Origin of the sequence: Pelomonas sp. Root405, from assembly GCF_001425165.1 — a bacterium.
In the GTDB taxonomy this organism is placed as follows: Bacteria; Pseudomonadota; Gammaproteobacteria; order Burkholderiales; family Burkholderiaceae_C; genus Pelomonas.
This window is the reverse complement of sequence record NZ_LMDU01000015.1, coordinates 193556-215807: the sequence shown is the minus strand read 5'-3', so window position 1 is coordinate 215807 and position 22252 is coordinate 193556. Positions and strand designations below refer to the sequence as shown.

The 22252-nt window shown below is 66.7% G+C and carries 24 protein-coding genes; 20 read left to right on the top strand and 4 right to left on the bottom strand.

Annotated features, from left to right (window positions below; all coding sequences use genetic code 11):
- Positions 1-136: 136 nt before the first annotated feature.
- The 13 genes from ASC81_RS27185 to ASC81_RS22590 all read left to right on the top strand — a co-directional run bounded on the left by ASC81_RS27185 (position 137) and on the right by ASC81_RS22590 (position 10763).
- Positions 137-526 (top strand): DUF5992 family protein, encoded by a 390-nt coding sequence (locus ASC81_RS27185; RefSeq protein WP_156392364.1) that lies wholly within the window; start codon positions 137-139, stop codon positions 524-526.
- 160 nt (positions 527-686) lie between these two features.
- A complete protein-coding gene (locus ASC81_RS22640) occupies positions 687-1145 on the top strand; it encodes a hypothetical protein (RefSeq protein ID WP_156392363.1) in 459 nt (152 codons plus the stop codon).
- A gap of 352 nt (positions 1146-1497) precedes the next feature.
- A complete protein-coding gene (locus ASC81_RS22635) occupies positions 1498-1890 on the top strand; it encodes a hypothetical protein (RefSeq protein WP_156392362.1) in 393 nt (130 codons plus the stop codon).
- Positions 1891-1898: 8 nt separating this feature from the next.
- Positions 1899-2519: a hypothetical protein gene (locus ASC81_RS27180; RefSeq protein ID WP_156392361.1), complete on the top strand. Its 621-nt coding sequence runs from the start codon at positions 1899-1901 to the stop codon at positions 2517-2519.
- Between the two features lies 1 nt (position 2520).
- Positions 2521-4875, top strand: a complete 2355-nt coding sequence (locus tag ASC81_RS22630; RefSeq protein WP_162245945.1) for a general secretion pathway protein GspD — start codon at positions 2521-2523, stop codon at positions 4873-4875.
- Positions 4872-5339: a type II secretion system protein gene (locus ASC81_RS22625; protein ID WP_056272449.1), complete on the top strand. Its 468-nt coding sequence runs from the start codon at positions 4872-4874 to the stop codon at positions 5337-5339. The genes ASC81_RS22630 and ASC81_RS22625 overlap by 4 nt, the downstream gene beginning before the upstream one ends.
- Positions 5333-5746 carry a type II secretion system protein gene (locus ASC81_RS22620; RefSeq protein ID WP_056272446.1) on the top strand — a complete coding sequence of 138 codons (414 nt, stop codon included), beginning with the start codon at positions 5333-5335 and terminating at the stop codon, positions 5744-5746. Before ASC81_RS22625 ends, ASC81_RS22620 begins: the two co-directional genes overlap by 7 nt.
- 46 nt (positions 5747-5792) lie before the next feature.
- Positions 5793-6245 carry a hypothetical protein gene (locus tag ASC81_RS22615; protein WP_056272444.1) on the top strand — a complete coding sequence of 151 codons (453 nt, stop codon included), beginning with the start codon at positions 5793-5795 and terminating at the stop codon, positions 6243-6245.
- A complete protein-coding gene (gene gspG / locus ASC81_RS22610; protein ID WP_369820872.1) occupies positions 6161-6661 on the top strand; it encodes a type II secretion system major pseudopilin GspG in 501 nt (166 codons plus the stop codon). The genes ASC81_RS22615 and gspG overlap by 85 nt, the downstream gene beginning before the upstream one ends.
- 14 nt (positions 6662-6675) lie before the next feature.
- Positions 6676-7899, top strand: coding sequence for a type II secretion system F family protein (locus ASC81_RS22605; RefSeq protein ID WP_082536737.1), 1224 nt, complete (start codon positions 6676-6678; stop codon positions 7897-7899).
- Positions 7896-9512, top strand: a complete 1617-nt coding sequence (locus ASC81_RS22600; RefSeq protein ID WP_056272437.1) for a GspE/PulE family protein — start codon at positions 7896-7898, stop codon at positions 9510-9512. The genes ASC81_RS22605 and ASC81_RS22600 overlap by 4 nt, the downstream gene beginning before the upstream one ends.
- A 112-nt stretch (positions 9513-9624) precedes the next feature.
- Entirely contained in the window at positions 9625-10221 is a 597-nt protein-coding gene (locus ASC81_RS22595; protein WP_156392360.1) for a hypothetical protein, read from the top strand.
- A gap of 68 nt (positions 10222-10289) precedes the next feature.
- The gene (locus tag ASC81_RS22590) at positions 10290-10763 is read left to right on the top strand and encodes a hypothetical protein (RefSeq protein ID WP_156392359.1); all 474 of its coding nucleotides are present in this window, start codon (positions 10290-10292) and stop codon (positions 10761-10763) included.
- Positions 10764-10788: 25 nt separating this feature from the next.
- Here the strand turns inward: ASC81_RS22590 and ASC81_RS22585 are convergent, their stop codons facing one another.
- Together ASC81_RS22585 and ASC81_RS22580 are read right to left on the bottom strand one after the other, a co-directional pair.
- Positions 10789-11850 (bottom strand): ABC transporter ATP-binding protein, encoded by a 1062-nt coding sequence (locus ASC81_RS22585; protein WP_056272429.1) that lies wholly within the window; start codon positions 11848-11850, stop codon positions 10789-10791.
- On the bottom strand, positions 11847-13097 hold the full coding sequence (locus ASC81_RS22580) for an ABC transporter substrate-binding protein (RefSeq protein ID WP_056272425.1): 1251 nt from the start codon (positions 13095-13097) through the stop codon (positions 11847-11849). Before ASC81_RS22580 ends, ASC81_RS22585 begins: the two co-directional genes overlap by 4 nt.
- A 78-nt stretch (positions 13098-13175) precedes the next feature.
- Here ASC81_RS22580 and ASC81_RS22575 point away from each other — a divergent pair, with 78 nt between their 5' ends.
- Genes ASC81_RS22575 through ASC81_RS22555 form a run of 5 tightly spaced genes read left to right on the top strand, consistent with a single transcriptional unit; the run spans position 13176 to position 18780 of the window.
- Positions 13176-13835 carry a response regulator transcription factor gene (locus tag ASC81_RS22575; protein WP_056272422.1) on the top strand — a complete coding sequence of 220 codons (660 nt, stop codon included), beginning with the start codon at positions 13176-13178 and terminating at the stop codon, positions 13833-13835.
- Complete coding sequence (locus ASC81_RS22570; RefSeq protein WP_056272419.1) at positions 13832-15205, top strand: sensor histidine kinase; 1374 nt, start codon at positions 13832-13834, stop codon at positions 15203-15205. The genes ASC81_RS22575 and ASC81_RS22570 overlap by 4 nt, the downstream gene beginning before the upstream one ends.
- A gap of 38 nt (positions 15206-15243) precedes the next feature.
- Entirely contained in the window at positions 15244-17241 is a 1998-nt protein-coding gene (locus tag ASC81_RS22565; RefSeq protein WP_056272544.1) for a molybdopterin-dependent oxidoreductase, read from the top strand.
- Positions 17238-18296 carry an aminopeptidase gene (locus ASC81_RS22560; protein WP_056272417.1) on the top strand — a complete coding sequence of 353 codons (1059 nt, stop codon included), beginning with the start codon at positions 17238-17240 and terminating at the stop codon, positions 18294-18296. The genes ASC81_RS22565 and ASC81_RS22560 overlap by 4 nt, the downstream gene beginning before the upstream one ends.
- Positions 18262-18780 carry a GNAT family N-acetyltransferase gene (locus ASC81_RS22555; RefSeq protein WP_056272414.1) on the top strand — a complete coding sequence of 173 codons (519 nt, stop codon included), beginning with the start codon at positions 18262-18264 and terminating at the stop codon, positions 18778-18780. Before ASC81_RS22560 ends, ASC81_RS22555 begins: the two co-directional genes overlap by 35 nt.
- An 86-nt stretch (positions 18781-18866) precedes the next feature.
- On the opposite strand, the gene ASC81_RS22550 is transcribed toward ASC81_RS22555, so the two are convergent.
- Entirely contained in the window at positions 18867-19634 is a 768-nt protein-coding gene (locus ASC81_RS22550) for a tetratricopeptide repeat protein (RefSeq protein WP_056272413.1), read from the bottom strand.
- A gap of 193 nt (positions 19635-19827) precedes the next feature.
- On the opposite strand from ASC81_RS22550, the gene ASC81_RS22545 reads away from it, so the two are divergent.
- Positions 19828-20157 (top strand): polyhydroxyalkanoic acid system family protein, encoded by a 330-nt coding sequence (locus tag ASC81_RS22545; RefSeq protein ID WP_056272408.1) that lies wholly within the window; start codon positions 19828-19830, stop codon positions 20155-20157.
- Positions 20158-20187: 30 nt separating this feature from the next.
- Here the strand turns inward: ASC81_RS22545 and ASC81_RS22540 are convergent, their stop codons facing one another.
- On the bottom strand, positions 20188-20439 hold the full coding sequence (locus ASC81_RS22540) for an acyl-CoA-binding protein (RefSeq protein WP_056272405.1): 252 nt from the start codon (positions 20437-20439) through the stop codon (positions 20188-20190).
- A gap of 360 nt (positions 20440-20799) precedes the next feature.
- Here ASC81_RS22540 and ASC81_RS22535 point away from each other — a divergent pair, with 360 nt between their 5' ends.
- Positions 20800-22242 (top strand): wax ester/triacylglycerol synthase family O-acyltransferase, encoded by a 1443-nt coding sequence (locus ASC81_RS22535; protein WP_056272402.1) that lies wholly within the window; start codon positions 20800-20802, stop codon positions 22240-22242.
- The last annotated feature ends 10 nt before the right edge of the window (positions 22243-22252 follow it).

Sequence of the window (22252 nt, the reverse complement as noted above, 5' to 3'; positions counted from 1 at the left end):
TCACCCACTGCGAATCGAGTTCCCTGAGCGCTCTATCACCTCCCTAGGCACTCGGCGCGAGTACATCTTTGAGGATCACCGCACAGCGCGATGAGGTAGCGAAATTCAATGTTGTTTCTGTTGACTGGAGTTAACCATGCTTTTTAGCCGACGGCTCCCGGCAATCCTTTTCTGCGTATTTGGGGCACTCGCTCTTGGTGGGAAGGTGGGTGCGGCCAGCACCTACATCATTATGGACGGCACCATCATCGATGTTGCAAACACAGTGAACGGCATGCAGGCTTTTGCCGTGCTAGTTGCTGGTGCAACTGGGCCGTGTTCCATGCCGACGCCTGGCAAGCAGGGTGCTTGGATCATCTTTCCGGAAAATAAGGCGCAATCACCGGCTACCCATCGCATGGCACAGCAATTGGCGATGCTTGCGCTTGCAACCGGCAAGAAAGTGCGGATTGCAAACTATCAGGATGCCAGCTGTTTCGGTGCCAGCTTCATCTCGATAAGTAATGGCCCTTCGTCCACGGACTAGGTGTAGCCGCTAGCCAATCGAATATCGGTGCACTGCCTATTGGTGTGGGGCACGCTGATGGGGTGAGTTCGCTGGAGCGGGCGTGTGTTTTGACCTAAAGTTGATTTGCTGTTGAGACATAACCAAGGTAATTTTCTCTGGGTATCAGACGAAAGTATGTATGAATATGAAGCCAATATTTTTGGTGCTTGTCATTCTTGTATGTCCTTCGCTTGCATTTTCGCAAGAAACCAGGGTCTATTTAAAGGAGGCCCATATCATCGTGTCGCTGGCTGCGTCGGGTTCAACGCCTGATGGGTTGCAGATACGGGGGCTTAACCACAAGGATCAAAGAATCAACGTTGCCATATACGGCTTGGAGTCGCTGCAAGGTGGCAAGCAGGTGAAAGCAGACTGCGGCAAATTCTTTGCAATGGCCAATGCCATGCCGAAGATGCGCATGGAACTCTATGTCTCGGGCATGGCGCCTTCAGTGGCAGCGTCAGCTGATCCGCGCGGGTACCGAGCGATCACGTTTCAAGTTACGGGGCAGCCTGTGACATCGGGGTGCGTGCTGGCAGACAGCACCAAATTCAATGATCAAACCAGCTCGTCGGTTATCTGGTACGAGTTCCCGTAGTTCGTTGGTATCAAGGCTTTCCTGTCGTGCTGGTGCAGCATCCGGAAATCGACATGCCGCTGACCGCGCTTGACTTGCAGTTGATGACAAGGGCGGCGCCGGTGGTGTGGTGCGGCGCAGATCGGCTTGCGCGGCAGTGCTGGCCATGCTGATCTTGCCCAGTACACCGGGTGCGAGCCGGTTGAGCGGTGCCCGCGTCGCTGAATGGGCCCCTTGGGTTGCCGGGGCGCTGCTCTTTTCGGCGCTGGGGCTCTGGTTGTCAATCTGGTGGTGGGCTCAGTCCGTGAACGTTCAGCCCGTTGACCAGTCGAATGGGCCTTCGACCGCCCGGTTGGCGACAGCGCAGAGCGCCTTGACGCCAACCGACGCCGTCGTCCAGCCGGATGCGGTGCTGGGCTTCCTTGCGTCTACCGCCAAGGACATGGGGCTGGCTTGGGTGTCGGTGCAGGTCGATATGCCGCCTGCCGCACCCGGGCAGGCGCCCCGGCTGGACGTCTGGCAGGCCCAGGTCACGCTGCAAGGCGGCTATCCGGCGGTCAAGCGCTGGCTGCGTGAAGCCGTCGGACGCTACCCGCAACTAGTGCTTCAGAGCGGCCGGTGGGCTCGGGCCACAGGCGCAGCCGCCGTTACAGCAGGTGGGGCCGAGGCACTGGATGTGCAACTGCAGCTGGTATGGCTGCAGCGGCCGGCAGCCCAGCTGTCGGGTGCCTCGGCGGCAACAGGCAGTGGGCAGGCGCCGAGGTGACGGCAACGATGGCGAAGCTAACTCAGCGCCTGCGACGCCTGGCGCGCGTGCGCTGGCTTAACCTGGCCACGGTGCCTGGGCTGGGGCGTTTGTCGCCACTGCTGCGCTGGGCGTTGGTGGGCAGCAGTGTCGCGACGTTGGCCGTGCTTTTATTGCCGGAGCCGCCGGCGGAGGGCGTGACGGCCACTGCGCTGGACCAGGCCGATGCTTCGGGCCGGCTTTTGCCGTCGACGGCCGCGAGTGCTCCACCCGGAACCTACTGGCACGCTTATGCGGCACGCCAGCCGCCAGAGTTCGCTGAGGCGGAGCGCGACCCGTTTGCGCCTGAGGCGCCCGCTGTAATGCCGGCTCCGCCACCAGCGGTTACCGTGCCCCCCCCCGCGCCAACACCGCCACCGCCGCCACCTGCGCCGCAGTTCCGCGTCGTTGGCTGGTTTGGCGTCGAAGGTCAAGCTCAACAGGTGCTGCTGACCGACGGGCAGATCGAGATCGTGGCTCAGCCCGGCCTCGCGTTGCCCGACGGTTTTGTCGTGCAGTCCATCGATGCGCAGCGCCTTGTGCTGCGCTATCCCCCTACGCAGACCGACTACGCGTTGTCCCTGCCCGCAAGCTTGGCTGAAAGCCGTTAACTTGCGGGCCCGTCCCCGAAGTAACCCTGAGAACCGGATCGTGAGTCGTCGTCTGCCTTATTGGCCCCGTGGTTGGGTCATCGCTGTTCTGTTGGGGGTGGCCTTGCTTGCGTCCGGCTGCGCTGAGCAGCGTGTCCGCAGTGAGGCGGATGAGGCACTGGCCCGTGGTGCCTACGACGAAGGCGTGCGTGTATTGCGCGACGGTGTGCAGGCGAATCCGAGCAGTGCGCTGTTGCGATCAGGCCTGTTGCAAGCGCGCCAGCAGGCACTGGAAGCCTGGCTGCGCGAGATTCAGCAGCGCCAGGGCGCAGGCGACATCGCCGGTGCCCAACGTGCGCTGGACAAGGCGCAGGCGGCTGACCCTGACAACCCGCGGCTGCGGGCGCTGAAGGCCGAGCTTGAAATCACCGCACGCCAGCGTGCCGCATTCGCCGAGGCTCAAAGTCAGGTGGACAAGCAGCGGCCCGATCTGGCGCTGGCCGTCATCTCTCAGGCGCTGCAGGACAACCCCCAGCACGCCGAGTTGCTGGCGCTGCGCCGCAAGCTGGAGGCCGACATGCGCACTCGTGAGCAGGGCGCCTCCCGCGACGTGCTCGCCCAATCAAAGCTGGTGTCGCTGGACTTCCGCGACGCCACCCTGCGCATGGTGCTGGACCTGATCAGCCGGCACAGCAGCGTGAACTATGTTGTCGACCGCGACGTGAGGCAGGAGTTGCGCGTCACGCTGCTGTTGAAGGACGCGTTGGTTGACGATGCACTGAACCTGCTGCTGGCCACCAATCAATTGACGAAGAAGGTGGTGGACGCCCGCACCATCGTGGTCTACCCCAACACCCGGGAAAAGGCCAGGGAGTACGAAGAACAGGTCGTCAAGGTCTTCTACCTGAGCAGCGGCGACGCCAAGGGCGCAGCGGCATTCCTGAAGTCGATGTTGAAGGTGACCGACCCCTTTGTCGAGGAGCGCACCAACATGCTGGCAGTGCGCGACTCCATCGAGAACATTCGCCTGGCTGAGCGGCTGATCGGGTTGTACGACGCCGTGGAGCCTGAAGTGCTGCTGGAACTGGAGGTGCTGGAGATCAACACCAACCGGCTGAGCGAGCTGGGCGTCAAGTTCCCGTCTTCGCTCTCGCTGACACCCCTCGCACCGGCGGGTGCGACTCAGCTGACGCTCCAAAATATTGATGGAATCGGGCGTGATCGAATCGCGCTGGGCTTGGGGGGCGCAACCGTTAACCTCCGGCGCGAGACGGGTGACTTCAGCACCTTGGCCAATCCGCGCATCCGGGTCAAGAACAAGGAAAAGGCCAAGGTGCTGGTTGGCGACAAGATACCGGTCATCAGCACCGTGACGGGACAGACCGGCTTCGTGTCGGACAGCATCAGCTATCTCGACGTGGGCTTGAAGCTCGAAGTCGAGCCGGCCGTCTATGCCGACGACGATGTGGGCATCAAGGTGTCGCTGGAGGTCAGTTCCCTCGGCAACTCGGTGCGAACGGCCGCGGGTGCCTTGGCGTACCAAATTGGCACTCGCAACGCGAGCACGTGGCTGCGGTTACGCGACGGTGAGACGCAATTGCTGGCCGGCCTTATCAGCAAGGACGAGCGGACGAGTGCCAATCGCCTGCCCGGCATCGGTGATCTGCCGGTGGTGGGGCGGCTGTTTTCCTCGACTTTGGACGACGCGAAGCGGACCGAGCTGATGCTGGCTGTCACGCCGCGAATCTTGCGCAATGTGCAGCGGCCCAGCGCCAGCGAGTCAGAGATTTGGATCGGCACAGAGGCCAGGCCGGGCCTGAAGCCTGTGCGGCTACTCAAGCCGGCCCCGCCGGACGTTGCCGCCGCGTCCACCATGCCCGCTGCTGCCGCCCCCGGTGCCGCGCCAGCAGATGCGCAAGTGGCCGCATCTGCTGCTGAGGCTACTGGCGCGCAGCTGACGACGCCTTTGAAGTTGAAATGGCAGGCGCCTGACGCGGCGAAGGTTGGCGAAGTCGTCACGTTGAGCCTTGCGGCCGAGCAGGCTGCCGACCTGCGCGCCCTGCCCATGGAGCTCAGCTTCTCGCGCGACAAATGGGCCTTCGTCGGCGTGGACGAAGGCGATCTGCTCGCGCAAGGCAACACGCCCACGTCGATCGTGCAGACCGGTCAACCCGAGGTGGGGCTATGGAGCGTGTCGGTGCTGCGGCGGCCTGCCAGCGGTGCCTATGGGGCCGGACGCGTGCTGAGCCTGAAGCTGCGGGCTCTGCAGCCCGGTGACACGATGGTGGCCGTGCACAGCGCCAGGGCGTTGTCGTCGCGGGCGGACGCCGCGCTGGTAACGGACTTGCCGGTCCACAAAGTACGCATCGCGCCATGAAGCAGCGGGGCTTTTCCGTGATCGAGTTGCTGGTGGTGCTGGCGTTGTTGAGCGTGCTTGCGACCGTGGCGATGCCCTTGGCGCAGACGGTGCAGCAGCGCGAGCGCGAGCGCGAGCTGAAGCGGGCCTTGTGGACGATCCGGGACGGTATTGATGCCTATCGCCGCGCGGTGGATGAACTGCCGCCCGCGACCTTCGAGCGCACGGCGTCGGGCTACCCACCGAGCCTGCAGGCGCTGGTTCAGGGGCTGCCGGATGCGCGCGCTGCGGGCGGGCGCAGGCTGTTCCTGCGCAGCATTCCGCGCGACCCCTTTGCGACGACCGATCTGCCTGCCGATCGCACATGGAAGCTGCGCAGCTATGCCTCCGACGCCTCTCGCCCTCAAGCCGGCGATGACGTCTACGACGTCCACTCCGGTTCCTCGGTGGTCGCCCTCAGCGGGCAACCCGTGAGCGAATGGTGATTTCACGTCGCCGCATGCTGCAAGGCTTCACCATCATCGAACTGCTGGTGGTGCTGACGGTCATGGCCATCCTGCTGGGCATCGCCACACCGCGCTACGTCGCCCATGTCGATCGGGCGCGGGAGACGGCGTTGCGGCACAACTTGAAGGCCATGCGCGAGGCCATCGACCAGTTCCGGGCAGACCGTGGGGTACCACCCCAGAATCTGATCGAGTTGGTGCAGGCGCGCTACCTCCGCGAGGTGCCCGAAGACCCCATGACGGAACGCCGCGACAGCTGGGTCTTCGTGCCAGCACAGACGGCCGCGGGGGGCGCGGTCGGTACGCCAGCGGTGGCGCCGTACGCCACTGTGCGCAGCGGTGCCCTAGGCGCGGGCAAGGACGGTAGGCCCTATGCAAGCTGGTAACGCAGCGGGACTTCGAGCGCCATGCGCGGGCTTCACATTGCTTGTGATGCTTGGCTTGCTCGCCCTGCTCGGATTCGGGCTGTCCATGGCCGGGCCGGCCTGGCGTGACCAGGTCCAGCGTGAGCGCGAGACGGAGTGGCTGCGCATCGGAACGCTGTATGCCCAGGCTCTGGACAGCTACGTTCAGAGTGCGCCCGGTTCGATGACGCAGCCACCGGCGCAATTGGATGATCTGCTGCTGGACACCCGCTTCATCGGCGTGCGCCGCCACCTGCGGCAGACCTACACCGACCCGCTGCAACCGACGTTGCCCTGGCAGTTGCTCCGCGATGAGGAGGGGCGCATCGTGGGCGTCTTCAGCAGCTTTGAGGCGACGCCCTTCCTGACTCAGCCGCCGGCCGGCAGTCGAGTCCAATGGAGGCCCCAGGGGTCTGGCTACTCGCGCTGGGCCTTCGTCGTCGCCGCTCTGCCCACCAATCCTTCGGCATCCATCCGATGAAAAGACTTACTTCGCGCCGCAGAGGCTTCACCTTGCTCGAACTGCTCGTGGTGATTCTGATCATCGGCATGCTGACGGGCATCGTGGCGCCGCGCTTAATGGGGCAGATCGGCCGCTCGGAACGCACGGTGGCCCGTGGCCAGATTGATGCGCTCGACAAGGCCATCGAGTCGTTCCGCCTGGACCTGGGGCGCTACCCGACCAACGCCGAGGGCCTGCAGGCACTGGTCCAGGCGCAGGCCGCCGATTCCCGTTGGCGCGGGCCCTACCTCAAGGGAGGCGTGCCCATGGACCCCTGGGGCAGCCCGTATCAATACCGCTCGCCAGGTAGTTCGGGTCGGGACTTCGACTTGGTCAGCCTCGGCCGTGATCGTGCAGCCGGTGGCAGCGGCGACGACGCTGACATCACCAACTGAGCTTCTAGGCGGCCATGCGTTTTCAAGTCAGGGCAATGGAGTCGCTGGACGCTGGCAGCGTCATGGACATGGAGTGGACAGCTGCTGATGAAGCGCAGGTGCGGGCTCAGGCCCGCGCCCAGGGGCTGGCCGTGCTGGCGGTCCATGCGCTGCAGCCTGCGGATGCGCCAACCCGTGCGGCCCCGCGCTGGAAGCCGACTGACCTTGCCTGGTGGTGCAAGGAGCTGCACACGCTGGTGTCGGCCGGCATGACCGCAGTCGAAGCGCTGGAAACCTTGCAGGCCCAGTCGTTGTTGCGCGGCACCAGCGATGCGCGGAGCCAGATCCAGGCAGCCCTTGTCGCCGATCTCTACCGCGGGCTGCCCTTATCTCAGGCGATGGCCAACGAGGCCGGATTTCCGCCCGTCTTGGTCGCCAGCGTGCGGGCGGCGGAGCGAACGAGCGCGTTGTCAGGGGCGCTGGAGGACTATCTGCGGTATCACGAAGTGCTGGACCAATTGCGCCGCCGCGTCATCAGTGCGGCGATGTATCCGCTGCTTGTCGCCAGTGTGGGGTTCATCGTGAGCGTGTTCCTCATGGTGGTCGTCATGCCCAAGTTCCTGGGATTCCTGGAGGGCACGCGGGCCAGCCAAGCGCCGATCACTTCGATGCTCTTCGCTTTCAGCCATTGGCTCCAGTCGAACGGCATCCTGGCGGCGGGCCTAGGCTTGATGGCAGCGGCGGGGCTGGCCTGGAATTGGCGCGCTGGCAACGTCGGGCGGGCCTTGCTTTGGTTAGGGCGCCAGATCCCGCCGCTGGCGCGAACGATGTGGGCGTTCGAGATGACCCAGCTTTACCAGTCACTGGCGCTGCTCTATCGGGGCGGCTACCCGATTGAGGAGGCCGTCGGCATCTGCCAGGCCTCGTCGCAGACGCGTCATGCGCCAATTGCGGACTCGCTGGAGCGCTGCCAGCAGGCCTTGCTCCGCGGGCAAGGCCTGTCACGCGCATTCGCCGATGCTGGCTTAACGGATGGAGTGTCGGTGCGATTGCTGGCCGTCGGGGAGAGATCCGGTGGGGTCCACGGCATCCTGCAGGCCATCGCACAGCGTCATGCGCAAATCGTTGCGGATTTCGTCGACCGGGCGATGCGTATCGTCGAACCCCTGCTCCTGCTGCTCGTGGCGACGCTGGTGGGTTCGGTCGTGGTGTTGATGTACCTGCCCATCTTTGATATTGCCACCGGGTTGCCATCATGAACGAAGCTGCTTGGCGCGCCGACCTGGTGGCGGCGCGACATCGCTGGTCGAACCAAACCGGCAGCGGCCGGCTCACGGTGTGGGACATATTGACCCGTGACTTGGCGCTCGTCCCGCACGAAGCATGGACGGACCGCTTGCGCCAGATGGGCATCCAGGTTCTGACTTTCGCCGATGTTCGACCGATTGAGCTGCTCGCGCCGGGCTGCCTGCAGGTGGGTTTGGAATCGAATCCGGGTGCGCTCATGGTGGCGATGGAGGATCCCTGGGATGACGAATTTCTTGCAATGCTCGCGCGTCGCCTGGGCCGTCTGCCTGGGCTGGCCACGGCAGCCGCAGCTGACTTCGACCGGTGGACGGCGCAACTCGGTGCCACACCTGTCGATGCGAAGTCGACCGTGACGCGATCCACCGACGCATCGGATGTACAAGCGGACGGAGTGATCGGCTTTGTTGCCCAGGCCTTGCAGGAAGCAATTGCCCAGGGCGGTAGCGATATCCACTTCGAGACTGACCGCCGGGGATTGCTGGTCAAGCACCGTGTCGATGGTGTGTTGCGGCCGGGCGGCCGGATCGAGCCCGTGCAGCGCGCAGAGGAAGTGATCTCCCGCATCAAGGTGCTTGCCAAGCTGGACATCACAGAGCGGCGTATTCCTCAGGACGGCCGGGTGCGATACGAGCTACCTTCCGGTGCTGCCATGGACTTGCGCGTGTCCATCATGCCCAGTGTCCATGGCGAGGACGCGGTCCTGCGGCTGCTTGATCGGGCACAGTTGCGAACGGCCGAGGCGTCCGTGTCCCTGGATGCGCTGCAGTTTGATGCCGCCAGCGTGTCGCGGGTGAGAGAACTGGCGCAATTGCCGCACGGCATGCTGCTCATCACGGGGCCTACTGGTAGTGGCAAGACCACCACTGTGTACGGCATTCTGTCGGAGCTGAACTCTGGCGAGGAGAAGATCGTCACGATCGAGGACCCCGTCGAGTACGAGCTCCCAGGCGTGCTCCAGATCCCCGTCAACGAGCGCAAAGGCCTGACGTTTGCCAAGGGCCTCAGGTCCATCTTGCGCCATGATCCCGATCGCATTCTGGTCGGCGAGATCCGAGATGCTGAGACCGCCGAGATCGCCGTGCAGTCGGCGCTGACTGGACACCAAGTGTTCACGACAGTCCATGCCAACAGCCTGTTCGATGTGACTGGGCGCTTTCGCCACTTCGGTTTGGACATGTTTGGTTTTGTGGCGGCATTGAACGGGGTTGTGGTCCAGCGCCTCGTGCGCGCCTTGTGCAGCAACTGCTGCGGTGAGCGCATGGCGACGGACCGCGAGCGGGATTGGCTGGCGAGGCAAGGCTTCGAGGCCGCGAATCACGTGCCCCAGGTAGTGGGTTGTGACCACTGCAAAAGCACGGGATACAGCAAGCGATTTGTCCTGGCCGAGGTGCATGCGGTCGATGACGTCCTGCGGGACCTCATCACAGGGCAGCACGCCATATCGGCACTGCGCTCCCATGTGGCCGCATCAGGGGTACCTAGCCTGAGCCAGCAGGCCGCGGTGGCCATCCGGGAGCGGCGGACCAGTGTTGAGGAGGTCAGGCGTGTCGTGGGCTTGGCGTAGCAGACTGCGGCCACGTGCCACGCTCATCATTGGCAGTAGTTTCTGGGGGGCGCACACTGGGGGTGCGGCGCAGCCGTGGCAGTGGGGCTCGAGCCAGACCTGGCAGGAATCGGTGAAGCTGGCCTCGGGATCCTTGAATGCGCAGGGAATCCGGCCGGAGGTACAGGTCTGGCTGTCAGGGGCGCTGTGCCCGGCCCTGTGGCTGACGCCGCCGACCGGGTTGCTTGATGACGCAGAGTGGCAGGCGTGGGTGACGACCATTGCCGCCGCACGGCACCCGGTGGGGCAGGAGGGCGAGTCTTTTCTTGTCTGGGCAGATGACGATGCAGCGGGGCCGATCCTCGCCTGTGCCTGGCCATGCGCGTGCCTAAGGGCGCTGGAGGCAGCTTTGGGCACCAGCCGGCTTGTGTCGGTCAAGCCGCTCTGGGGTCAGGCATTCAGCGCGCGTCATGCCGTGACGAACATTGGAAGGGAGCGTTGGGCGGCGTACGACGGCGAAGCGCTTACGTCCCTCGATTGGGAAAACGGTAGGGTGACTGGTGCCGTAACCGTCGAAGGCCTGCGGGAGGGCCAGCAGGCGCTTGCCGTCTACCAGCGGCGACTCGCGACGGCCGATGTCGACAAGGCCTTTCTGCTTTGGCTGGAGAAGAGCGGCATGGCCGATGGCGCGGCATCAGGTCAGCCTGCATGGTCGGAGGTGTCGACGTGAACGTATTTCGCAACATTGAGTTGCTGCCCCTTCGACCTCGCCCTTGGCTACGTGCAGCTCTCACCATCTTGCCCGCCGTGCTGGCTATCGCGCTTGGCGCTGACGCAGCACGCCGCTATGTTGAGCATGAGCAGCAAGTCGAGCAAGCGCGGCTGGTAGCTGAGAAGCGCCAGGCAGCCGTACAGCAAACCGCAGCCGGGAACGCTGAGCGTGACATGCAATTGCGTCGCTTCGACGAGATGGTCGCTCCCTGGATGTCGGTGGTATCTTTTCCGTGGGATGAGCTGTTGGCGTCCACGGAGCGGCTGAGGGCGCCGGGTGTGAGGTTGGTGTCGCTTAGCGTCGACGCTCAGCGCAGCATGGCGCGCGTCGTTCTGGAGTGCGGCAGTCCATCGCAGGCCACTGAGTTGAGTTCGTTGCTGAACGAGGGTTACCCGCTGGGCCAAAGCAAATGGCGACTCCTTCGCACTCGCGTCGTGGCCGGCTACACAAATCTCGTCGAGGCTGAGCTCGAATTCATGCCGACGTTGGTGGTTCGCTGACGCAGGCGGTGCGACGCCATGCCGGTCACATCTCCAGCCTCTCCCCCGCGGCGTCGAACCACATCGTCTTGCCCCCATCGAAGCCAAACCTTACCCTGGCACCTTCCTGCACCTCCGGCTGGCCCGGCAGCACCGCCGACACCGTGCTGCCCGCACAGCTCAGCCAGACGACATGCTGGTTGCCAAGCGGCTCGACCAGCTGGACCTCGGCCTCGAAGGGCTCGCCCGCAGCAACGCGCACGTTTTCCGGCCGGATGGCCAGCGTCAGCACTTCGCCTTGCGGCCGTGAGGCCAGCGCGGCGGGCAGCGGCACGCTGAAGGCCGGCGACGCGAACACGCCGCCTTCGCCCACCTGGCCCTCGACCCGGTTGATGGCCGGCGACCCGACGAAGCCGGCCACCAGCAGGTTCTTGGGCTTCTCGTAGACCTCGGCCGGCGTGCCAATCTGTTGGATGACGCCCTGGTGCATGACGACGATGCGCGTGGCCAGCGTCATCGCCTCGACCTGGTCGTGGGTCACGTAGATCATCGTGTTGCCCAGGCGGCTGTGCAGCAGCTTGAGCTCACGGCGCAGGTCGGTGCGCAGCTTGGCATCGAGGTTGGACAGTGGCTCGTCCAGCAGCAGCACCTTGGCCTCGCGCACCACGGCGCGGCCGATGGCGACGCGCTGGCGCTGGCCGCCCGAGAGCTGGCCCGGCTTGCGTTCCAGCAGCGCCGTCAGCTGCAGCATGTCGGCCGCGGCGGCCACGCGCTTTTCCAGCTCGGCCTTGGGCGTCTTGGCCATCTTCAAGGGGAAGGCGAGGTTCTCCTTGACCGTCATCGTCGGGTAGAGCGCATAGCTCTGGAACACCATGCCGACGCCGCGCTGGCTGGGCTCGGCGCGCGTCATGTCGTGCTCGCCGATGTGGATGCTGCCGCCGCTGACTTGGTTTAGGCCGGCGATCGTGTGCAGCAGCGTGGACTTGCCGCAGCCCGAGGGGCCGAGCAGCACGAGGAACTCGCCGCTGTTGACGTCGAGGTCGAGGCCCTTGATGACCTCGTGGGTGCCGAAGCGGATGCTGAGGTCCTGGATGTGAACGCGGGTCAAGGCTGTCTCCTGGTGTCGGTGCTGTTGTTCGGGTTCTGCAAGATCCTGGCGATGGCCTGCTGCGCCACCTGTGCAGGAATGTCGCGGTTCCAGTAGTCGCTGACGGCGTTCTCGAGCGCCGTCAGTTGCTCGGGCGCCAACAGCATCTCGGTATTGCCGACCAGCCGGCCGGCATCGCGCAGTGCGGCCGCGCCCAGTCGCGCGCAGGCGTCGAGCGTGCGAGTGTCGAGGTCGGTGCGCACGGGCACCGAGCCCTTGCGCGCACTGAAGGCAAGCTGCGTGGACGGCGCCGTCGCGACGCGGGCCAGCAGCTGCTGCGCGGCGCGGGCGCTGCCGTCCTTGTCTTTCGGAAAGACCAGCACGTCGCCATCGACGATGTAGGGCGAACGCGGGCTCAGGCCGGTCGCGCAGCCGTAGTCGCGGCCCGGCTGCTGGCCGGCAGCCGTGAACTCGCCCTTGACCCAGTCACCCATGAACTGCAGGCCGGCGCGACCGCTGATCAGCAGCGCGGTGGTGTCGCTCCAGCTGCGCCCGGGCGAGGCGGCGTCGACATAACGGCGTAGCTTCTTGTAGTTAACGAGCACGTGGCGCAGCGCCTCGCCCTGCAACGCTGCGGCATCGCGGTCGCGCAAAACGGCGAGATACAGCTCGCGCCCGCCCTGGTTGGCCAGCATCGCGCTGAAGAGGTTCAAGTCCTGCCAGGGCTGGCCGCCATGGGCCAGCGGGATCAGCCCGGCGGCCTGCAGCTTGTCGAGCGCGGCAAAGAACTCGTCGATGCTGCGCGGCTCCTGCCGGATGCCGGCTTTGGCCAGCGCGGCCTTGGAGCTCCACAGCCACGCTGGCATGTGGATGCTGATGGGCACGGCGTAAATATGGCCGTCCACGCGCACGGCGTCCATCAGCACGGCCGGCAGCGTCTCGGCCCAGCGGTTCTGTGCGGCGATGTCGTCTAGCGCATTGAGCCGGCCCTGGCGGGCCAGTTGCACGAAGGACCGGGAGGGGTTGAACTGCGCGGCGGTCGGCGGGTTGCCGGCCTTGATGCGCTCCAGCACGACGGCGCGCGCCTGCTCCGACGCGACGACGGCCAGGTCGCGCCACTGGCCACCGGCGGCGCGGTAGGCGTCGGCCAGCGCATGCATGGCCGCGGTCTCGCCGGGCGACGTCCACCAGTGCACGACGTCGACCTGCGGCCCGGCCTGCGCCGTGGCGGCAAGCAGGGACGTGGCGAGGACACAGGCGCGGCGCATCACGGCATCATTACCGACTATTAATAAACTTAATATCGTATTAACCATGAGGGCTGACACCGCTAAAGTCTGCGTCCCATGAACCTGCTGCTCGCCGAAGACGACGCCCTGCTGGCCGACGCGCTGCAGCAGCAGTTGCTTAACGCCGGCTTCAAGGTCGAGTGGGCCGAGAACGGCGCCGTGGCCGAGTACCTCCTGCGCAAGCAGGACTTCGACATCGCCATCCTCGACCTCGGCCTGCCCATGGTCGACGGACTGACCGTGCTCAAGCGCGTGCGTGAGGCCGGCCGGACGCTGCCCATCCTCGTGTTGACCGCGCTTGACGCGCTGGAGCACCGCGTCGCCGGGCTGCAGGCCGGTGCCGACGACTACCTGACCAAGCCCTTCGACTTTCCCGAGCTGGAGGCGCGCCTGCATGCGCTGCTGCGCCGCGGCCGGCCGGCCGGCGCCGCGCAACAGCTGCGCGGCCTGACGCTGGACCGCGCGGCACGCCGCGCCAGCGTGGGCGCCCAGGCGCTGGAGCTCAGCCCGCGCGAGTGGACGCTGCTGGACCTGCTCGTCGGCGAGCGCGACCGGGTCGTCACCAAGCAGCAGATCGCCGAGGCCTGGGGCAGCGACGACGGAGGCTCCATCGAGGTCTATATCCACCGCTTGCGCAAGAAGCTCGAAGGCTCGGGCCTGGCCGTGCGCACTGTGCGCGGCCTTGGTTATCTGCTCGAAGCCACGGCCTCACCGTGACCGGCCGCTCGCTGCATCGCCAGCTGCTGCTGTGGCTGCTGCTGCCGCAGATCGTGCTGTGGACGGTGGCCGCGTTCGGTGCCTACCGCGTCGCCAGCCGGCATGCCGACGAGTTGGTGGACGCCAGCCTGCTGCAAGCGGCCCGCGCACTGGCCCGCCAGATCCGGCCGACGGCCAGCGGCCTGTTCGTGGACCTGCCGCGCTCGGCTCAGGACATCCTGGCCGCCGACCCGGAGGATCGCGTCATGTACGCCGTCAGCTCGCCCCCGGGCCAGCTCTTGCTCGGCGACGCGCGCCTGCCGCCGCCGCCGCGCACGGCCGCGTTGGGGGAGCCGGTGTTCTTCGACGCCACCGTGCCCGAGGCCATGCGCGTCGTGTCGCTGGACCTGCACCTCGGTGCTGCCGGCGCGGCGGACTCCGCGCTGCGCGTGCAGATCGCCCGCTCCAGCGCGCCGCGCGAACTGCTGGCGCGACGCATGCTGCTGGACACGGCGCTGCCGCTGTCGCTGCTGATCGCGCTGATGAGCATGGGCGTCTGGGCCGGTATCCGCAAAGGCCTCAAGCCGCTGGCCGAGCTGCAGCGGCAAATGGAAGGCCGCCGCGCCGATGCGCTCGACCCCGTGCAGCTGCAGGCCGCCCCGCCCGAGGTGCGCGCGCTGGCAGGCGCCGTCAACGAACTGCTGGGCCAGGTGCAGCAAAGCCTGGCCACGCAGCGCCGCTTCATCAGCGACGCGGCGCACCAGCTGCGCACGCCTTTGGCCGGCTTGAAAAGCCAGGCCGAGCTGGCGTTGGAGGCGACCACCGACCCCGCATTGCGCCAGCGCCTGGAGCGCGTGCTGCTGAGCGCTGTGCGCAGCGCCCGCCTGGTGTCGCAGCTGCTGGTGCTGGCGCGCGCCGAGCCCGAGGCCGTGGCCGCGCAGGGCTGGCAGCCGGTGGACTGCGCGCGCCTGGTGCGCGAGGTGGCCGCCGACTGGGTGCCGCGTGCGCTGGCCGGCAGCTGCGACCTGGGCGTGGACATCGTCGGCGAAGGCCACGCCGTGCAGGGCGTCGAGCTGCTGCTGCGCGAGGCGGTGGTCAACCTGATCGACAACGCCGTGCGCTATGCCGGCGCTGGCGCCACCATCACCGTGAGGTTGCGGCGGGCGGGCGACGATGTGTGGATCGACGTCGAGGACAACGGCCCGGGCCTGGCGCCCGAGTTGCGCGAGCGCGGCTTCGAGCGCTTTGTGCGCGGCGCGACGACCGGGGACGGCTGCGGCCTGGGCCTGGCCATCGTGCGCGAGATCGCCGAGCGCCATGGCGGCAGCGCTGCGCTGTTGCCGGCCGCGCCGAGGGGCTGTCTCGCGCGGCTGACCTTGCCGGCCGCATGACTGGCGACAATCGCACCATCCCACAGCGAGCCACCGTCATGACCACCCGCACCGTCTTCGGCGCCTGCCCCCACGACTGCCCCGACACCTGTGCCATGCAGGTCACCGTCGAGAACGAGCGTGTCATCAAGGTGCAGGGTCGCGCCGACCATCCCAACACCCACGGCGCGCTGTGCACCAAGGTCTCGCGCTACCCCGAGCGCACCTATCATGCCGAGCGTCTGCTGCACCCGCTGAAACGGGTCAGCAAGAAGACCGAGGCGCCCCGTTTCGTGCAGGTGAGCTGGGCCGAGGCCATCGCCGACATTGCCGCGCGCTTGAAGGCGATTCCGGACCCGCAGACCATCCAGCCCTACAGCTATGCCGGCACCATGGGCCTGGTCCAGGGCGAGGCGATGGCGGGCCGCTTGTGGAATGCGTTAGGGGCTGCGCGGTTGGACCGCACCATCTGCGCCTCGGCCGGCGGCGCGGGCCTGGCAGCCACCTATGGCCACAAGCTCGGCATGCACACGCGGCACTTCGCGGGCGCTAAGCTGATCATCATCTGGGGCAGCAACTCCATCGCGTCGAACCTGCACTTCTGGACCTATGCCAACCAGGCCAAGCGCGAAGGCGCCAAGCTGATCTGCATCGACCCGCGCAAGACCGAAACGGCCGACAAATGCCACCAGCACATCGCCGTGCTGCCCGGCACCGACGGCGCGCTGGCGCTGGGCCTGATGCATGAGCTGATCGCCAACGATTGGCTGGACCGCGACTACATCGAGAAGCACGTGGACGGCTGGGACGAGCTGCGCGGCAAGGCCCTGGACTGGCCGCCCGAGCGCGTCGCCGAGGTCTGCGGCATCAGCGCCGACGAAGTGCGCAACCTAGCGCGCGATTACGGCACGATCAGGCCGGCCGCCATCCGCATGAACTACGGCCTGCAGCGCGTGCGCGGCGGCGGCAATGCGGTGCGACTGATCGCACTGCTGCCCTGCCTGACCGGCGCCTGGCGCCATCAAAGCGGCGGCGTGCTGCTGTCGGCCTCGGGCTGGAATGCGCCGTTCAAGAACGCCGATCTCGAACGCCCCGACCTGCTCGCCGGCCGCCAGCCGCGCATGGTCAACATGAGCACCATCGGCGACGCGCTGCTGCAGGCCGACCCGCCCATCGCGGCGCTGATCGTCTACAACAGCAACCCGGTGGCGGTGGCGCCCGAGTCGCCGAAGGTCGTGAAGGGCTTCCAGCGCGACGACCTGTTCACGGTCGTGCTCGAACACTTCATGACCGACACGGCCGACCTGGCCGACTACGTGCTGCCCGCTACCACGCAGCTCGAACACCTGGACGTGCACACGTCCTACGGCCACACCGACGTGTTGATGAACCAGCCGGCGATTGCACCGCTTGGCGAGGCCAAGCCCAACACGCAGATCTTTCGTGAGCTGGCCGCGGCAATGGGCTTCACCGACCCCTGCTTCAGCGACAGCGATGAGGCGCTGGCCGCTCAGGCCTTCACCGCCGACATCGACATGGTGCGGCTGCGCGAGCAGGGCTGGCTGCCGCTGCCGATTCCCGAGGCACCGTTTGCCGAAGGGGGCTTTCGCACGCCCAACGGCCGCGCCCAGGCCGCGGGCGCCGACTTCGTGCCCAACTACGAAAGCGCCCAGACCTCGCCCGAGCTGGCCGCCCGCTATCCGCTGGCCATGATCTCGCCGCCGGCGCGCAACTTCCTGAACAGCAGCTTCGTCAACGTGAAGAGCCTGCGCGACATCGAAGGCGAGCCGCTGATCGAAATGCACATCGGCGACGCCGTCGAGCGCGGCCTGGTCGATGGCGCGATGGTCGCCGCCTTCAACGACCGCGGCCGCTATGTCGCCCGGCTGAAGGTCAGCACCCGCGCCCGGCCCGGCGTTGTCAACGGCCTGGGCGTGTGGTGGCGCAAGCTCGGCGCTCAGGGCAGCAATGTCAACGAGGTCACACACCAGCGGCTGACAGACATGGGCAACGCGCCGGCGTTCTACGACTGTCTCGTTCAAATCGAAGCCGCTTGAACTTGCGCGTATTGCTTGTTGCAGCCGCGGCGCTCGCCTTGAGCGGCTGCAGCGCCGTCGGCCACTGGGGCCAGGCGGCGGGTGGCCATCTCGGCATCGTCCGCGCGGCCAAGCCGGTGGACGCCTGGCTGGCCGACCCGGCCACGCCGACGGAGCTGGCCGAGCGCCTGCGCCTGTCACAGCAGATTCGCGATTACGCCAGCAGCCATCTCGCGCTGCCGGACAACAACAGCTACCGCCGCTATGCCGACCTCGGCCGCGCCGCCGTGGTCTGGAACATCGTCGCGGCGCCCGCGCTCAGCTTCGACCTGAAGACGTGGTGCTATCCCATGATGGGCTGCGCCGGCTACCAGGGCTGGTTCAACCTCGACGAGGCCCGGCGCCGTGCCGACCTGCTGAAGGCCGAGGGCTGGGAGGTGCAGGTGCAGCCGATTCCTGCGTACTCCACGCTCGGCTGGAGCCGATGGCTCGGTGGCGACCCGCTGCTGAACACCTTCATCCGCTATCCCGAGGGCGAGCTGGCGGCCATGATCTTCCATGAGCTGTCGCACCAGCGCGTGTACGCGGGCGACGACACCGGCTTCAACGAGGCCTACGCCACGGCCGTCGAGCAGATCGGCGCGCGCCAGTGGCTGGCGGGGCGGCCCGAGGCGCTCGCCGCTTTCGAAACTGGCCGTGCACGGCGGGCGCGCTTCCTGGCACTGGCGCGCGAGGGGCGCGAGCGGCTCAGGGCGGTGTATGCCGGCCCGGCCGAATCCCGCGCCGCCGCCAAGGCTGCCGTCATGGCCGAGCTCCGCGAACGCGCGCCCAGAGAGGCGCCGGGCTACGAGGCCTGGTTCCAGCGCGCTAACAACGCCAGCTTCGCCATCCTGTCAGCGTATGACGAACTGGTGCCGGCGTTCATGCGCCTGTACGAGCGCGAGGGCCGCGACTGGGTGAAGTTTCACGCGGCCGTCGAGCGGCTGGTACCGCTGTCGCGCGAGGAACGTCGGGCTACATTGCGGAGCCAAGGAGGTTCCGATGTCCCTGATCCTGCGACGCGCACGACCCAGTGACGCGCAAGCGATAGCCGAGCAGCTGGCCGACCCGGAGATCTATCCAGGACTGCTACAGGTGCCGTATGCCAACGTGGAGCTGTGGCAGCAACGCTTGAACACGGCGCCCGTGGCGGGCTCACCCGAACTGTTCCTCCTGGCCGAGCGGGAAGGCCGCATCGTCGGCAGCGCGGGCCTGCATCCGGCAGGCACCCAACTGCGCCGTCGGCACGCCATGATGCTCGGCATCTCGGTGCTGGCGGAAACCCAGGGCCAGGGTGTCGGCGGCGCGCTGATGACGGCGTTGCTGGACTACGCCGACAACTGGGCGCAGGTGTTGCGCATCGAGCTGACCGTCTTCAACGACAACGCGCGCGCCATCCGCCTGTATGAACGCCATGGCTTCGAACGCGAGGGGTTGCACAAAGCCTATGCGCTGCGCAATGGGCAGTATGTCGATGTGCTCGCCATGGCGAGGCTGCATCCGAGGCAGCCGTTGGTTTAAGGTTCGCCGATCTGACTTGGCTGGTGCCGCGGATTGCGCGCGCTGCTCCCAGACAAAACCTAATGCGGCGGCGCCGAGCAGATCGCTCAGGCGATGGACGTGGGGCCGGTATCTTGTGCCAGTGGGCCGCCGGTGCGCCAGCCGAACAGGCCGGCCAGGGCTGCAGCCAGGCCGGCGAGGACGGCGGTGACGCTGGCCACGCGCAGCAGTTGGCGGCGTTGCTGACGGCTGCGCATGGCTTTGCGTGCGGGGTTGCGGGCCAGCTCGTGCATCAGCGTGACCTCGTGCTGGCGCTCCTCGATGGCGCGGGTGAGTTCGCCGCCCTGTTCCAGTCGACGCGCCAGCTCGCGCACGGCGTCCAGCTCACGCTTGCGAATGCGCAGGCCCGGCGCCCTCAGCGGGCTGCCCAGCGCCCGTGCACGCAGGAACAGGGCCTTGGCGGCAAGGCGGTCGGGCTGGCAGCCCCAGCCGGCGTCCAGGCAACTGGCCAGGTTGAAGGTGGCGTCGGCATGGCCCTGGGCCGCGGCAGCTGTGTAGAGGGCCACCCCGCGGGATGCGTCGGGGTCGCCTCCCCAGCCTGCCACGAGCATGCGGGCGAGGTGGAACTTGGCGGTCAGGCTGCCGGCGCTTGAGGCGCGCTCCAGGCGCTCGCGAGCCTGGACCGGCTCGCGCGGTACGCCCAGGCCTTCGAGCTGGCACAGGGCCAGCATGGCCAGGCCTTCGGCACTGTCGGAGTCGGCGGCGACGCGGAACCAGTAAACGGCTTGCTCGTGATCGGGCTCGGCGGCGCGAAAGTGGTTCAGCCCTTCGGTGAGCGGGTCGAGGCTGTGCGGGTTGGGGTCGACAAGGCGCATGGGTTCTCCCTGGGCGCGAGTTTGTCGCTCGCTTTTTAGGCGCAGAAGTATGCGTGCACAGGCGGGCAGAGGGTCTGGCAGATGTGACACGAGGCTTCTCGCGTAGAGTGCGGCGCACCAGCAACCGCTGGCCTGCCAGACCGTGCAAGCGCAGCGGGTGTCAATGGCATTCACCGACCCAAGGAGAGCCGACGTGGCCGAGATCCGCATTCACCGAGACCACGCGCTGGGCCTGACGAAGGCACGCGAGATCGCCTGGAAATGGGCCGAGCAGGTCGAAGAGAAGTTCGACATGGCCTGCACGGTGCACGAAGGCGCCGACGGCGACACCGTGGAGTTCACCCGTTCAGGCGTGAAGGGCGAGCTGACGGTGGCGGACGACCACTTCGAGCTGGTGGCACAGCTGGGTTTCTTGCTTGGTGCCTTCAAGAAGACCATCGAGGGCGAGATCGAGAAGGAGCTCGACTCGCTGCTCGCCGCAGGCGCCAAGAAGAAGGCGCCGGCCAAAAAGAAACCGACCTGAGGCCGGTTCGTTCTGCGCGCTGTGGCGCGCTTACTTCAAGGACTCGATCAGGTCGATGTACTGCTGCATCGCGTCGTCGTTCGACGTGCCCTTGAGCTCGTTCCAGGCGTCCCACTTGGCGCGGCCGACCATGTCGGTGAAGCCGGGGCGCTTGCCATCAACGTCGCCGGCGCTGCCCTGCTTGTACAGCGCGTAGAGCTTGAGCAGGGTGGCGTTGTCGGGCCGCTCGGACAGGTTCTTGGAGTCGGCGACGGCGGCTTCGAATTGGTCTTTCAGGCTCACGGGGTTCTCCAGGCTGATGAGGGCCTGTTAACACGACGGCAACGGGTCACGTTGTGCCCAGAATGGCCGCGAGCAAGGCGCAAACCGCAGCCGGGCTGAGTGCCCGGCGAGGATTTGCAACGCCGCGCGCGGCCATTCTGGGCACAACCCTTCGGGAAAGTCCGCAGACGGGGCCACTCGGCGTTGCACCGCTTGCCCGCACATGAGTGCGGGCGGCGCGATGCGCCTTGATTGGCTCCCGTCTGCGGACTTTCGTGACCCATTGCCGTCGTGTTAACAGGCCCAGTGGCGTCGATTCTCATGACAATCGACGGGGGCCCAGCAGTTTAGGCCGCGAGAACAACATATCGAGGAGACTGAATGGGCCAGACCAGCGAACGCATGTCCAAGGTGGATACCGCCTGGCTGCGCATGGACACCGAGGCCAACCTGATGATGATCGTCGGGGTCTGGTCGATCCGCCCTGGCATCACGTTGGCCGCCCTGCGGGAGCGGGTGGCCGAGCGGCTGCTGCAGTACCCGCGCTTTCGCCAGAAGGTCGTCGAGGATGCCTTGCTCGGTGCGCAGTGGGTGGTGGACCGTGACTTCGACATCGCCCGTCATGTGGTCGCCGAACTGCCGCTGCCGCTGCGTGGACAGAGCCGCGACCAGGTGCTGCGAGAGCGCGTCGCCGAGCTGTGCTCGGAGCCGCTGGACCCTGCGCACCCGCTGTGGCAGTTCCAGCTCATCGAGGACATGGGCGACGGCACCAGCGCTCTGATCGCGCGCATCCACCACTGCATTGCCGACGGCATCGCGCTGATCGCCGTAATGCTGTCCATCACCGATGGCGGCAAGGCGCCGCCCCAGAGGGCGAGGGCACGCGCTCCCGAGGTCGAGGAAGAAGCCGACTGGCTGCTGGACGCCTTCCTGCGCCCCCTCAGCAACATGACCGTGAAGGCCATCGGCCTGACAGGCAAGGGCGTCTCCAAGGGTGTGGACACGGTGATGTCGGCGGGCACGCCGATGGATGCGTCGATGGAGATGGCCCGCATGGGCTACCAGGCCGTGTCCGACGTGGCCGCGTTCGCGTTGATGCCCGACGACTCGCCGACCAGGCTCAAGGGCAAGCCCGGCGCGACCAAGACGGTCGCCTGGGACGACAGCCTGGCGCTGGACGAGGTGAAGGCCGTCGGCAAGGCGCTGGGCGCGTCCATCAACGATGTGCTGCTGGCCTGCGCAGCCGGTGCCATTGGCCGCTATCTGGCCGACAAGGGCGAGGACCCGGCGGGCAAGGAGATCCGCGCGATGGTGCCGGTCAACCTGCGGCCGCTGGAGCACGCCTGGCAGCTGGGCAACCGCTTCGGCCTGGTGCCGCTGGTGTTGCCCATCGGCATCGCCAACCCGGTCGAGCGGCTGTTCGCGGTGCGAGCGCGCATGAGCGAGCTGAAGGGCAGCTTCCAACCCGTCATGGCCTTCGGCCTGCTGTCGGTGGCGGGGCTGCTGATCAAGCCGGTGCAGCACGCGATGCTGAACATCTTCGCCAGGAAGGCGACGGCCGTGATGACCAATGTGCCAGGCCCGGCCGAGGCGCTGAAGTTCTGCGGCGCCACGGTCGAGAAAGTGATGTTCTGGGTGCCGCAGTCCGGGGACATCGGCATGGGGGTCAGCATCCTGACCTATGCGGGCCGCGTGCAGTTCGGCCTTATCACGGATACCGGGCTGTGCCCCGACCCCGAGGCCATCATCGCCAACTTCGCGCCGGAGTTCGAGAAGCTGCTGATGCTGTCGCTGATGATGCCATGGGATGGCGACACGGCCTGAGCCGCCGCCC

Coding starts and splice junctions, on each gene's coding strand:
- ASC81_RS22615 (WP_056272444.1), top strand. CDS start 5,793: ATGCTTGGCTTGCTCGCCCTGCTCGGATTCGGGCTGTCCATGGCCGGG.
- ASC81_RS22600 (WP_056272437.1), top strand. CDS start 7,896: ATGAACGAAGCTGCTTGGCGCGCCGACCTGGTGGCGGCGCGACATCGC.
- gspG (WP_369820872.1), top strand. CDS start 6,161: ATGGAGGCCCCAGGGGTCTGGCTACTCGCGCTGGGCCTTCGTCGTCGC.
- ASC81_RS22555 (WP_056272414.1), top strand. CDS start 18,262: ATGTCCCTGATCCTGCGACGCGCACGACCCAGTGACGCGCAAGCGATA.
- ASC81_RS22640 (WP_156392363.1), top strand. CDS start 687: ATGAATATGAAGCCAATATTTTTGGTGCTTGTCATTCTTGTATGTCCT.
- ASC81_RS22620 (WP_056272446.1), top strand. CDS start 5,333: ATGGTGATTTCACGTCGCCGCATGCTGCAAGGCTTCACCATCATCGAA.
- ASC81_RS22535 (WP_056272402.1), top strand. CDS start 20,800: ATGGGCCAGACCAGCGAACGCATGTCCAAGGTGGATACCGCCTGGCTG.
- ASC81_RS22580 (WP_056272425.1), bottom strand. CDS start 13,097: ATGCGCCGCGCCTGTGTCCTCGCCACGTCCCTGCTTGCCGCCACGGCG.
- ASC81_RS22565 (WP_056272544.1), top strand. CDS start 15,244: ATGACCACCCGCACCGTCTTCGGCGCCTGCCCCCACGACTGCCCCGAC.
- ASC81_RS22625 (WP_056272449.1), top strand. CDS start 4,872: ATGAAGCAGCGGGGCTTTTCCGTGATCGAGTTGCTGGTGGTGCTGGCG.
- ASC81_RS22605 (WP_082536737.1), top strand. CDS start 6,676: ATGCGTTTTCAAGTCAGGGCAATGGAGTCGCTGGACGCTGGCAGCGTC.
- ASC81_RS27185 (WP_156392364.1), top strand. CDS start 137: ATGCTTTTTAGCCGACGGCTCCCGGCAATCCTTTTCTGCGTATTTGGG.
- ASC81_RS22575 (WP_056272422.1), top strand. CDS start 13,176: ATGAACCTGCTGCTCGCCGAAGACGACGCCCTGCTGGCCGACGCGCTG.
- ASC81_RS22550 (WP_056272413.1), bottom strand. CDS start 19,634: ATGCGCCTTGTCGACCCCAACCCGCACAGCCTCGACCCGCTCACCGAA.
- ASC81_RS27180 (WP_156392361.1), top strand. CDS start 1,899: ATGGCGAAGCTAACTCAGCGCCTGCGACGCCTGGCGCGCGTGCGCTGG.